The sequence below is a fragment of the Desertivirga brevis genome, from assembly GCF_017355835.1.
The window spans coordinates 13,820-27,591 of the sequence record NZ_JAFEWF010000016.1 but is presented as its reverse complement, the minus strand read 5'-3'; the positions used below and the strand labels follow the sequence as shown (position 1 = coordinate 27,591).

Here is a 13,772-nt window from a genome sequence, read left to right as displayed (position 1 = left end):
GGGGCTTTTTTGTGTAATTTCAATGGCACAAGAACAAGTGATCCGTTCCATAACTTCGGTTCGTCACTCTACTCCCGGAGCTTCTATCTGATGTTGGTATTTAAACGATCCTTCAACCAGCTTTTTTAGCAATTTTTTCTTCGGCAAGTTCCTTCTCTTCCAGATCTGGTTTCGGCTCCTCCTGCTCAATTGCCGCTGTGTTTTCATATTGTAATCTTAGATACATCGGAAAGTGATCGGAGCCGCAGGCCTCTAGCTTCCTTATATCGATCAATTTAAAATCGACAGAACAGAACACGTGATCCAGGGGAAAGCGAAGAAAGGGATACCAGGCATGAAAGGTATTAAAGAATCCTCTTCCCTTGCGCGGATCCAGTAGCCCACTGTATTTGGAGAAAAGCTCAGTGGTATAACTCCAAGCCACATCATTAAGGTCTCCCATAACAATTACGGGCAAATTGCTTTTTCTGGCCAGCCTTCCTACTAGCAACAACTCTTTATCACGTTCGGTTGATCTGGGATTTTCATTTGGCACCGGAGGTGTCGGATGAACACAATAAAGTTGCACTTTTTTACCTGAGGGCAGCATCAACTTGACATGGATTGAAGGAATTTCCTTTTCGACCAGGTATTCCACTTTGTGATCCTCAAATTTAAGTTTTGAGAACAACATCATTCCATAGGTATTTTCTAAAGGAACTTCTACATAATACGGATATTTCTCTTTCAGAATTGAGAGGGAGCTTTGCCACCATGAATCTGTTTCCAAAAGCAACATTACATCGGCGTTTTGCAGCTCCAGATTCCGTATATACTTTTTATCATTCCTGTTATATTGGTAAACATTAGCAGTAATCAAAGATATGCTTTGGTTTTCTATAACTTCTGTCGCTCGCTTAACTTGCCTTTTAGCAAAGCCCAGAAATGGGTAGATCTGATAAAATAAATAAATTAGATTACAAGAAAGCAAAGCCGTAAATATTAAAACTGCAGTGACCTGGTCTCCTACCAAAAGCCTTGCAATAAACGCGGTGAGGAGTAGAGCTGTCAGGATCAACTTTTGAAAGCGCGGATACTCAAAAACCCGGAAGGCCCAGTAATCATTACGAACTAAAGGCAGGAGGGACATTGTCAATACCAGACAGGCCAGAATTTCAAGAATAATTTTTATAAAGGTGATCAAATCTTAATTTTTATAAAAGTCAATTTTTTTATGAGATCGTCAACTTTTCTTTAATCCTCCTTATGAGATTTGAAAATAAACCACATGAGGATCTTAAACCAATTATAGCCCGTTATGTTGATGGCGTCACTGATATTATTTCTTATCAACATAAAAGAAAATCAGAAGTTTGCCAAGCCCCTATAAAAGCAAACAGGCGCTGTGCTAAGTAGCACAGCGCCTGTAGGATATCATTTGTTCAAGATTTTACTTTTGAACTCCAAACTTATACAAGGTAGTAGTTTGATACGTTTCTCCTGGCTTTAAAGTAGTACTAGGAAAAGATGCTTTATTTGGAGAATCAGGGAAATGTTGAGTCTCTAAACAAAAGCCTGTACGGTGCTGATAAGGTTTACCACCTTTGCAATCGTTTAATTTTCCGTCAAGGAAATTACCTCCATAAAATTGAATTCCTGGCTCATTTGTTAAAACTTCAAGAGTGATACCGGTTTTCGGCCCTACAACAAAAGCAGCTTGTTTAAGCTTCTCTGAACCATCCGTCAAAACAAAATTATGGTCGTAACCTTTACCCATTTTCAACTGCTCATCATCTGCATTAACACGAGAACCAATTGCCGCTGGTTTTGTGAAATCAAATGGAGTACCTGCTACATCTTTTAGCTCTCCTGTAGGAATAAGTGTTGCATCTACCGGAGTAAATTTAGAGGCATTTATAGTAAGGATATGATCGTTAATATCACCATTACCCTCACCGTTTAGATTGAAGTAAGCATGGTTGGTCAGGTTAAGTACGGTAGCTTTATCAGTAGTTGCCGTATAATCCATTTTTATAGCATTATCGTCAGTTAAGGTATAAACTACTTTAACAGTTAAATTGCCAGGATAACCTTCTTCTCCGTCAGCAGACAGGCGGGTTAACTCTAAAGTGTAATCATTAACCTTCTTTGCATCCCAAACCTGAGCATGAAAACCTTTTGGCCCTCCATGAAGGGATTGACCGTTATCATTTGCAGGAAGCTTGTAAGCTTTACCATCCAAAGTAAAGGTAGCTTTTCCAATACGGTTACCGTAACGACCAATCAAAGCGCCAAAATAAGGCTCATTAACTTGTTGATAACCTGAAACTTTATCATATCCAAGTGCTACATCTACAATCTTTCCATCCTTATCCGGGACAAGAATACTCACAATACGGCCACCATAATTAGTTATTGCAACTTGTACATTGTTGTTGTTCTTTAAAACGAATAAGCCTGCTTGCTTTCCGTCAATAGTTGCTGAAAAATTGCTGCTGTCTGGAATCATAACTGTTTTTGATACAGAATCTGAATCTGCGTTAGATGTTGTCGTTTTATTAGAGTTGTTTGTACATGCCGACAGCCCTACGATACCGGCCGCCAAAATTAGCAATAAGTTCGATTTCATGAGTACAAATAGGTTTTTAAAAAGATTTATAATAATGTTAAAAATATCAATAAGTGTTTGCTAATCACTAAAAAGGTAATATGTACCGCGACTCAAATAGTATTTGCACAAGCGGCGGCGCAATATAGTATTTTACTTCTTTCCAATCTATATTCCGCATTGCTTCCTCAAACAAATTCAGCATGCACCTTCATAATAAAGACGTTTTACAGCAACTTATGAACTATTATTATTTTTGCACCACTGGCCAACCGTTTTTCCAGTTCATCTTTTCCACCCGCAATTTTGGAATGCCATTATCAGAGGCATCATAACCGTGAAATATCAGGTAATCTGTTTTATCAAAAGTATAAGCTGAATTATGCCCTACACCATACCATTTACTATCTCCTTGAAGCACAGTTGACCCTCCTCCTTTAGCCATAGGAATACCCTCTTTGTCTAAGTATGGACCTTCTACCGACCTGGATCGTCCGACAATCATCTTGTAAGTACTTTTAGGACCCTTACAGCAATAATCAATTGAAGCGAAAAGGTAATAATATTTCCCTTTTTTAAAGACAAACGGAGCTTCAATAGAATTACCACCCGCATCCACAGGATTATCATCTATTGCTGGTGGATTTGCTGCCTCTGGATCTTTTTTTCGGCTTGCTATTGTTTTAAGCCTGATTGAATCACCGATAATGGATTTGCCGTCCTTACTTAATTCCACCAGTTGCAGTCCATCCCAAAATGAGCCGAACAGTAAATAAGGCTTATTTTTTTTATCGGTTACAATATTCGGGTCTATTGCGTTCCAATTAGTGACTCCGGGGTAAGACTGAATTACCTTTCCATGGTCCACCCACCGAAAATCAGCTGAAGAAGGGTCGAGAGTTTTATTAGTAGCCAAACCAATTGCGGATGTGTTTTTCCCGAAGGCCGAAATAGAATAATATAAATAATACTCTCCGTTATAGTAGGCGATATCGGGGGCCCAGATATGTCCCTTAAAGCCAGGGACGGCTTTAATTGCCCATTGTGGTGCTTCCGCAAATACCGCTTTCTCTTTTTTCCAGTTCTTCAAATCTTTAGAAGACCAAACAGATATCCCCCAGCCTGTACAGAAGAGATAATAATTGTCCCCTTGTTTTGCCATAACAGGATCGTGAACAGAGATATTTTGCTTCAAATCCTGTCCGAAAACAAAGTTGCTTGCCCCGATCAGGAACAAGCAACAAATTTTTTTGAATAGCTTAAACACGTGTTATAACATTTTTACTTTAATAACATTTAATGAATTGGGAGCAAGTTTAGCCGTTATTCCTTGCTGTTTAACTGATATTGGCTCGGTCTTAGGACTAACATCGAAAGGTTTATCTAATGTATTCACCTTTTCAGTGTCTGAAGCGCCTAATACTGTAAGCGTCCCTTTTGATTGTAATCTATTACCCCCCTCTAAAGAGAAGGCTCCTTCAGTCTCTTTATCCGTTGTATTAACAACTTTCAAGATCAATTCATTTGTTTTCTTATCAACAACAGCTGATGCGTACAAACCATCTTGTCCTGTTACCTTCTGCCCATTCAATAAAATAGGCACAACATTAGTCCCTTTATTTAAAGAGTACAATTTTTGTACATGGTAGTTAGGTGTTCCATAGGAGCGGAGATTATCCACCCAGATCATATCAGGCGTCCACTGCCATCCGTCGATGTGAGCAAAAAGAGGTGCGTAGGATGCCATGTGCACTACGTCTGCATTTCTTTCAAGACCAGTGAGAAAGGCCGCTTCCGAAATTGCCGTTTTAACATTATTCTTATTGTCAACACTTACAGTCTTATCACTTTGGGCAGCATACTCACCTGCAAAAACTTTCGATCCATTGCGTGGATAGTTGTCGTAACGGCTGGCATTTTCCAGGAACCATTCCGGACGACGATAGTAATGTTCATCAATAAAATCTGCACCCATTTTTCTTAGCTCTCCGTTAAGATAATCGAAGCGCTCTCCATTCGGATCTGTACCTGAGCTATTCACAAGTTTAATATCAGGATACTTCTCCTTAATTGCCTTGGTAAAGAGCTTAAGCCGTTCCAGATATTGAGGTCCCCAATTCTCGTTGCCTATACCCATCATTTTTAAGTTAAAAGGCTTTGGGTGGCCCATGCTTGCACGCAATTTACCCCACTTGCTATTTACATCTCCGTTTGCAAACTCAATCAGATCCAAAGCGTCTTGAATGTATGGACCTAATTCGTCAACAGGAACAACTTCAGCAGTGTTGAATTGACATGCCATTCCGCAGTTAAGTATAGGAAGAGGTTCTGCGCCTATATCTTCAGCTAGTTGAAAATACTCAAAGAAACCTAGCCCGAAAGTTTGATAATAATCCGGAGCGGGGCGATGGGCAAATTCAAAATTCCAACGGTTGATAATCAGTTCGCGATCTTCCACTGGCCCAACTGTCTTTTTCCACTGATAACGTAAAGAAAGGTCAGAGCCTTCTACGATGCAGCCCCCCGGAAACCGGATAAATCCCGGCTTCATGTCTGCGAGTAGCTGAACCATATCTCCTCTTAAACCTCCAGGACGATTTTTCCAGGTATCAGATGGAAACAAAGAGATCATATCCAGATCAACTGTTCCATTTCCTTCAAACCAAATATTAAATTTAGCTTTAGGTTCTGTTGCTGTAGCATTGAAACTTATAGCCTGTTTTTTCCATTCGGGACCTGACTGTGTTGGAGTAAATACCGTTGATCCGATCACATTACCTTTTGAGTCAATTAACTCCAGATGCATTTTGACTCCTGCATTTGCCTGACGATACATAACGGAAAAATCGTATCTCAAACCTTGCTTGATCCCCATGCCCCGAAACCCTTCGTTCTGAATCCCTAAGTCGCCTTTTCTTCTATTATCAACCTTCACCCTTAGAAATCTCGGATTGGAAGCCTTTAATTCCTGCCGGTTAAGAATAAGCAGATCGCCTTCATTCTTATTCCCCTGCACTGTCCATCCCATCAAAGGTTTGTTAAATTCGAAGGACCTGTTTTTAACCAGTTCTGCATAAATGCCTCCATCAGCCCCCATGTTGATATCTTCAAAAAAGACACCCCACATGGTTGGTTGAACAGCAGCACCTACTTCGTTCGCTTTAACAGTAAATTTTTTAACCTGTGCTAAACTCTGACCTGCTACCCCAAGGGAAAGCCCTAGCAGACAAAGTAAATTGAAATTCCTTTTCATGTTTTAAATGCGCTTGAAACCGCTTTTGTGTGTTTGTTTAGTAATTAATAATTGGTTCTTAAATATATGAAAATTATTAAATGTCAAAAAAACAATTAAAAACTTGTTTTAGAAAGTAAAAACCCTGCTGCTGAAAATCAGGCAGCAGGGACTAACCAATTTAAACTAACTATTCTATTTTTTTACCCCAGATAGAAAGGTTACCTGCACTGTTTCTTCCGCTATAGACAATAGTTGAAGGTTTTTTATTTTCCCAGTCCCTTTCGCGCGATACATAGAGACTATCAACAAATGCCCCGTTTGCAAAACTTGTCCTCAGGATAGGAGCATTAAAGGTCCATGTATCTGCTGCATTTCCACCGATAGTGCCATCAGCTCTTAAATCATCAATAGCAAAAGTCCGTTTGATTTGTGCATCTGTTTGCTCTGTTGCATAGCCAGGCACTACATCGTAAAAGTGGAGAATCTTCTCATACTTACCTACGATATCGTTACGGGTAATTGGAGTTTGCGGTACATTGGCATATCTCTCAGGTGATACGGCAGGCCAACCGTTGGGTAGCCAAAACATGCGCCTAACATGAAGGTTCATGAAATAACTCGCCTCAGCTGGCCTTCCCTGATGGGCCATAAAATACTGCCCGTTGCCATCGGAAAATACAGAACAATGAGCAGTACCCTGCCATCCTTGATGTCCGTTAAAAGCGTAGGGGCCTACCAGAACTGGCTCAATGTCTGCAAAGCGATTTACGTCATTTCCAAACACATCTTTAAAGGGTCCGGTTGGACTCTTTGACCTTGCCACTCTCACATTATACTTGGTAGATAACCAATCATAAGAGATAAACAAGTAATACATCTGTTGCTGTGGGTTATAAATAATTTCAGGTCCTTCTATATTACCATTCGCCATTCCTCCGGTTACTCCTCTATGAGCGATGCGTTTACCCTTATCATTTGCTACGCTAGCTAAACCAGTAGTAGCATTGAGTTTTAAAACATAAATTCCATCCCAGGAAGATCCATAATACATATAATGCTCTCCTTGAGGTGTTATTACTACCGTTGGGTCTATAGCATTGGTCTGAATACTTGCGTCATTTTTCGATACTACAACCAATCCCTTCTCTGTCCAGGGACCAGTTGGAGAGGTTGAGGTTAATAAGCCTATGGCACTTAACCTGGGAGTAGGATCAGGAGAAGAAAGAGAATAATATAATCTATATTCTGTGCCAACTTTTAGGATATATGGTGCCCATACTCCATCGAAGGGTGTTCCTCCGTTTGATTTAATATAATCTGCTGCCTGTTTAGGATTTCCTTCAGAGGCCCAGCCAACAAATTTCCAATTTACAAGATCTTTTGATTGACGAACCTGAATACCCGGTTTTACCGCCCCTCCCACTGCTACATCTGTAGAGTAGCAATAATAGGTATCACCTTCTTTAATTATTGAGGGATCATGTACATTATAAGATCCCCATATCGAAGCGAAGTATGGAGCGCCGATTGCATCGTACCGATCTGATAGATTATCAATATTAAAAGGCTTTTCCGCAAATATTTTGTCTAAAGCGCCCTTATCAGTCTCTGTTAAAAGTTCTTTATCATCCTTACAACTTGTAAGGACGGTAGTAGATATGAGTGCCAGAGCTAAAACTCTTTTAATTACACTAGTCATAAAATTTCCTTTATCGTAATTGGTTATACAAAAGTCCTTTCTTAGTCACGCCGTATTATGACGTGCCTTTTTAGCATTTAATTAGCTGGATTCGGTGTTAATGCTTTATTAACATTCAATTCTGCCTGAGGAATTGGTAAATACTCATTTCCTGGAGTCCATGTGTTAAAATCTGGATCATGTGCCTTAAGCTCGGCTAATTTCGTTGGGTTGTATAACCATCCCCATCGAATAATATCATTAATTCTTTGGCCCTCAATTGCAAACTCCAATGCTCTTTCATGCGCAAGTTGATCCCGCATCTGAACTTGTGTTAGGCCGGGCTTAGTCGTTGCAAGGTCTGGAAGTTTCGCCCTTGATCGTACGACCTGAATATATGGGTACGCTTCAGCAGTCCTATTTAACTCATTTAACGCTTCAGCATACATTAAATAAATGTCAGCATACCGCAGTACCCTGTAATTAATCCCGCTAGCTTCGAAAGACTCAGTAGTTGCAATTCCATCATAAGTGTATTTACGCGGGTAAATTCTATCAGTAGGATTAAACCATTCTCGACCGTAGGCTCTTGTTGAATTATCTCCAGGTTCATAAGAAGCTATAGTAGCAAGCAATCTGGGATCGCTTTTTCCTTCTATAGTTTTTTCCAGTTTGTACTCGTTGTATATCCAACGGGTAGGCAAATAATCTGAGAACCCTACGCCTTCCATTGCATACGTGATAGAAAAAGCTTCGAATTGCCGCCATGTTGAAGTAGGTTCACCTGTCCAGTTAGCTACCGAACCTACTTTCTCATTAAATTGAACTTCAAATAAAGACTCCGAATTATTTTCATTAGTAGGTAAAAAGTTGTCTCTATAATTAGGCATAAGAGAGTACACTCCTTTCAATGGGCCATTGAAAAACTTCTCACACTGATCTGCTGCTAACTGCCATTGTTTCCGGTATAAGTAAGCCTTGGCTAACATCCCGGCTGCAGAACCCATTGTTGCTCGCCCTACCTGGCCTCTATCTTGTCCTTCAACGTTATTGTAGGAAATTGGTAACAGGCCTTCGGCTGTCTTGAAATCAGAAATAATATGATTCCACAAATCCTCGTCAGTGGCAGCTGCAGCGTTATACGTTTTTAGGTCCTCAGGCGGAAGACCTGTCAACAGGGGAACGTTCTTAAAAGTAGTTGCTAAATTATAATAAGCCAACCCTCTTAAAAAAAACGCTTGTCCTAAAATCCGGTCTTTTTTTGATTTACTTAAAACGCTTTCCTCCATTAAAGGAACATAATGTAAAACCTGGTTAGCTCGGAAAATTACCATATAGAAGTCTCTCCAAATCCATTCTACAGGAGCTGAAGTGGTTGGAATCAAAAATTGTCCGGTTTGAACTAAATCTGTCCATGGACTATCTCCTGTAAAATCATCTCCCCTACTGTCCGTTAAACCTGGAAATGATCTTTGGTAACTACCATCCGTGATTAATGCATTGTATACAGCTGTTACAGAAGCAAAAGCTTGACTTTCTGTTTTCCAAAAAGTTGAAGTGGTTGTTAAATTGGGGTTAACTACATCCAACTTCTTATCACATGCTGTTAGTAGAAGTAATGGCGCTATATATTGAATTAATTTTTTCATGTCTATAATTTTAAAAACCTTACTACTAGAAACCGAATTGGGCACCTAACATAATTGTTCTAGGCCTAGGGAATGATCCATTATCCCAACCTGGTTCCCACACTCCAGATGTAAAATCAGGATTGTACCCCTTATATTTCTGGAAAGTATAAATATTTTGACCAGTTAGATTTAAACGTACTCTAGAAACTCCTTTTATTAAATTTTTCGGTAATGTATAACCTAAGGCAATAGTATTTATACGAAGGAATGTACCATCTTGTAGCCAACCTTCACGATTGGAATATCTTCCGTTATCATTAGGATCATTATCAATTACCCGAGGAGTATTCGTATTTGTGTTTGTGCTTGTCCACCGGTTTAACATATCCTCATGATAATTCTGGCGTCCACCGCTATGCATAAGATCGCTATAAAGGCGGCTATGAATTCTAAACTTAGCACTTCCAGAAGCGAATAGTGTGAAGTCGAAATTTCTATAATTAGCGTTAAAATTCAATCCGTATGTAAACTTTGGAATTGCACTACCTAAATAGGTTCTATCCAAGGCATTAATAACGTTATCATTATTGAGATCTTTAAACTTCAAATCGCCAGGTGCTGTACCCGGAAATTGAGTTGCATGTTTAGTTATCTCATCCTGAGACTGAAAAATACCTTCTACCACATATCCGTAGTGCCTACCAATCTCTCCGCCTACCTCTGTAATGGAACCTAACCCTTCCCTGGAAGCAACGCCTTCACCTAAATTTAGTACCCGGTTCCTAATTGTAGTTAAATTCGCAGAAACATCGTATTTGAACTCACCTTTATTTTTATGGAAAGCAGCATTAAATTCAATTCCGGAATTTCTTAAGGTTCCCCCGTTTACGGTTAAATTCCTATTAATAGAACCAACAGTAAATGAAGTTGGAATTCCTACTAAAGCATCAGTCGTTTTACTAGAATAATATTCTGCTGATAAATCAAGCTTGCCAAGGAAAAGAGAAGCGTCAAAACCTACGTTAGACATAACTTTATTCTCCCATTTAATACTTCTGTCAATTACATTAGTCTGGATTGCTCCAATCACCCGGGTATCTCCAATGGAATACGGCACTGTTGAATTGATAGATGGCATATACAGATAGTCTGGAATATTAGTATTTCCTAGCACACCATAACTTGCTCTTAATTTCAAATCAGATACTACCGATTTAGCCTCTTGGAAAAACTTTTCGTTTGTTATCCTCCAACCTACAGCCACAGATGGGAAATAACCAGTCCTATTTACAGGCGCGAACCTTGAAGATCCATCTCGGCGCATAGAGGCTGTCAACAAATACTTATCACCGTAATTATAGTTTAGTCTGCTCAAATAGGATGCTAGTCGGAATGTTGATTCAAACGAATCGGATGTAGTAGACTGCCCATTGTGTAAGTTTGGTAGATAGGGTTCAGAGAAGCCTTCAGCATAACCATACCTAATTGCAGTATTATAATCCTGGAAAGTTTGCCCCACTAAAAAGGAAAGGCTATGCTTGTCCTTCTTAAAATCATAATTCAAGGTATTTTCAATAAGATTATTGGTATATTCTCTGGTATTATCGTTAAACCGAGCAACGAGATTTGGAAAAAAATAACCTAGATAAAATTGCGGAACAAAATTTTGATCTCTGGCTACAACTTTGTCATAACCAAAGTTCAACTTGTATTTTAAATTATGACTGTCTTTTTTAAGTAAATGAACCTCTCCATATACATTTCCGAAAACCCGGTCAACAACAGTAGTATTGTTAATTAAACTATTGAATCCTATACCATTCAGAGATATGGCATCTTGACGAAACGTTTCAGTTCCTCCGAATCCTCCTTTATTTGCTTGGTCATAGAGAGGCATAGTAGGTATGGCAAATACAAGATCGTTGATTAGAGGAGGTCTTCCGCCAGGCAGAATCCCATCTCCCGTAACAAGTGCATTTTCCTCAGAGTGTGCATAAAAGAAAGATTGGCCTATTTTAAAGATCCCTCTTTCGCCCGTTGTATTTACTCTTCCAGTATAGCGGTTATAATCAGGTCCATTTCCTACAAATGTTCCTTTGTTTCCAAAATAGTCTAAAGAAACGCTATAAGTAGTATTAGCACCGCCCCCAGACAAGTTTACATTGTGATTTTGCCTACTTCCTAACTTCAACCCTTCTTTCTGCCAGTCTGTATCGATAGCATTATTATCAAAATAAAGTGAGTTTGGATCATAAGCAGGTGATGGTCCCATACCTGCATTCAAGCGCGACTCTGTATTTAATGCTTTGTAGTTTGCTGCATTTGTTACAGGCATGATCTGATGGATCTTATCTATTCCATAATATCCACTATACTCTACTTTCAATGGCGTATTTTTCTTTCCTTGCTTCGTTGTAATAATTACTACCCCGTTAGCAGCTCTTGATCCGTAGATTGCTCCTGCCGAAGCATCTTTCAATACTTGCATTGACTCTATATCATTCGGATTAAAATCCCTTGGGACGCCTTCTATTAGCACGCCATCTATAACGTATAATGGATCAGAATTTCCAAAAGTTCCTATACCTCTGATCCGGACTTGAGGAAAGGCTCCAGGCTGCCCGTCTGAATTTACTGTAACACCTGCCACCCGGCCCTGAAGCATTTGACCAACATCATTGGTAGACACTTTCTTCATTTCACTCACATTCACGCTTGCAATTGCACCCGTAATATCAGACCTCTTCTGACTACCATACCCCACAACAACAACTTCGTCCAGCGTCTTTGTATCATCAGCCAGGGAAACGTTAATTGTTGTTCTGTTATTTACTGCGACTTCTATGGTTTTAAAACCTACATAGGTAAAAACAAGAACTCCATTACCATCAGGCAGATTAAGGGTATAATTTCCGTTGATATCGGTAGTGGCGGCAATTGTAGTTCCCTTCAACTTCACAGCCACTCCTGGTAAAGATTCTCCTTTAGTATCGGTAACTTTTCCTTTCACCGTCAATGCTAACTTCTCTGATGAGAAAGATCTAAGAATAACGTAGCTGTTGTTCTCAACCTTTTCGAAAGAGAGACTAAAAGGCTCAAGCACCTTTTGTAATACATCTTCCAGTGGTCCCTCGGTTGGAATAGTCGATGGATAAACAGCTTTGTCTTTAACCAACTTGCTGTTGTAATTGAAGCGGACATTGTACTGTCCCTCTAGTGTTTTAAGCAAAGCAACTAGTTGTCTCGGACTTTCACTTTTCGGGATCGTCGAGTCAATCCTTTCCCTGCCTAACGAAGCATAAGATTGAGAGAAAGCATTGTTTTGCCAACAGCTGATGGAAGCTGTTAGTAATACTGTCACCTGTTTCAGTATAGAACTTCTCATATGTAACTTGATATTTAATAATTGGTTGTACTTAATTGGTTGCTAATATTTTAGTTAGTTCTGACGTTTTACTTTTTACCTATAAAAAGATTGCCCTCCTTTTTAATGATTGATATGTTAAATGTTTTTTGCAATATGGTTAGCAATAGATCTACATCATTCGATTCGATGGAACCGGTGAATGTGAGTGATTCTAATTCCTGGTGATTGAATTGTACTTTATACCCGTAGTTATCTTCCAGCAAATGAGCAATTTCAAGCAAAGGAGTATCTTCAAAAACAAGTTTCTTCTCTAACCAGGCTGTATAGATTTGCGGCTTAACAACTTTTTTGCGAATTATAGCCTTCTGACTTGTGGTATAGCGCACCATATCTCCTGGCTTCATGTCAACCTCCTTGTTGTCAATCTGGGTTAGATAAAGCTTGACCTTCCCTGATTTAAGGAAAACTCTGGTCTGACTACGGCGGGTATTTACATCGAACTTAGTTCCGAGAACCTGTACATCAAGATCTTTTGTATGAACAACAAATTTCTGACTGTTCTTTTTATGAGTTACAGAAAAGAATGCTTCCCCGTCCAGAAAAACTTCCCGTGGCTTATCTTGCTGCCACCCTTCTGCATATTCTATAGTTGAATTGGCATTTAAAACTACAACAGAACTGTCGGGAAGAATAACTGTTCTTTGCTCTCCAAAAGCTGTTTTTTGTTCTGAGGTACTTTGAATTAAATATATTTTAGCAAAAACACCCAGCATCAACAAGCCTGCTGCAACTGCAGCAACTTTGTACCAGGATGTAACTATTGAACGTATACAGAAATGGTTATTTCCTTGTTTCTGATCCCAGATTTGGTTACTGGCCTCAATCCTGTTCCAAAGATCGGCCAATTCCTGCTGCTCCGGCTCATCCGCATCCAAAGATAACTCAAGGACAAGTTCTCTCGCCTCTGCTAAAATTCTTGAATTTTCAGGATTAGTCAAAGACCATTCTAGCCATTTCCGGCCGTCTACTTCTTTTTGATTTTTAACCCAGGAAATGAAATCAGGGTCAACGATCAGTTCATCAAGAGTATACTTTTGAGATTGCATATAATCCTGTTATAATTGGTTTTATATACAATAGTCACCTCCCCCTGATTTTTACCAAAGATTTTTTATTTTTTTTTCGCTTTTTTAAGAACTTGTCACTAATGACCTGAAAATGAAAGGATATAGTTTTCTTTACAGGAAGAGCAAAACAGAAAAACTCTTATCAGT

The 13,772-nt window shown here is 39.3% G+C and carries 8 protein-coding genes; all 8 read right to left on the bottom strand.

The features are described 5' to 3' along the window. Positions 1 to 112: 112 nt before the first annotated feature. Positions 113 to 1,129: an endonuclease/exonuclease/phosphatase family protein gene (locus J4N25_RS25890; protein WP_242696033.1), complete on the bottom strand. Its 1,017-nt coding sequence runs from the start codon at positions 1,127 to 1,129 to the stop codon at positions 113 to 115. Between the two features lie 300 nt (positions 1,130 to 1,429). Beyond that, positions 1,430 to 2,608: an aldose epimerase family protein gene (locus tag J4N25_RS25885; protein WP_207424798.1), complete on the bottom strand. Its 1,179-nt coding sequence runs from the start codon at positions 2,606 to 2,608 to the stop codon at positions 1,430 to 1,432. Between the two features lie 229 nt (positions 2,609 to 2,837). Continuing rightward, positions 2,838 to 3,854, bottom strand: coding sequence for a family 43 glycosylhydrolase (locus J4N25_RS25880; RefSeq protein ID WP_369410886.1), 1,017 nt, complete (start codon positions 3,852 to 3,854; stop codon positions 2,838 to 2,840). 3 nt (positions 3,855 to 3,857) lie between these two features. After that, complete coding sequence (locus J4N25_RS25875) at positions 3,858 to 5,840, bottom strand: alpha-L-arabinofuranosidase family protein (RefSeq protein WP_207424797.1); 1,983 nt, start codon at positions 5,838 to 5,840, stop codon at positions 3,858 to 3,860. 169 nt (positions 5,841 to 6,009) lie between these two features. Then, positions 6,010 to 7,521: an arabinan endo-1,5-alpha-L-arabinosidase gene (locus J4N25_RS25870; protein WP_207424796.1), complete on the bottom strand. Its 1,512-nt coding sequence runs from the start codon at positions 7,519 to 7,521 to the stop codon at positions 6,010 to 6,012. A gap of 77 nt (positions 7,522 to 7,598) precedes the next feature. Then, positions 7,599 to 9,149 (bottom strand): RagB/SusD family nutrient uptake outer membrane protein, encoded by a 1,551-nt coding sequence (locus J4N25_RS25865; RefSeq protein WP_207424795.1) that lies wholly within the window; start codon positions 9,147 to 9,149, stop codon positions 7,599 to 7,601. Positions 9,150 to 9,174: 25 nt separating this feature from the next. Then, positions 9,175 to 12,516 (bottom strand): SusC/RagA family TonB-linked outer membrane protein, encoded by a 3,342-nt coding sequence (locus J4N25_RS25860; RefSeq protein ID WP_207424794.1) that lies wholly within the window; start codon positions 12,514 to 12,516, stop codon positions 9,175 to 9,177. Between the two features lie 68 nt (positions 12,517 to 12,584). Beyond that, complete coding sequence (locus J4N25_RS25855; protein ID WP_207424793.1) at positions 12,585 to 13,604, bottom strand: FecR family protein; 1,020 nt, start codon at positions 13,602 to 13,604, stop codon at positions 12,585 to 12,587. Positions 13,605 to 13,772: the final 168 nt, after the last annotated feature.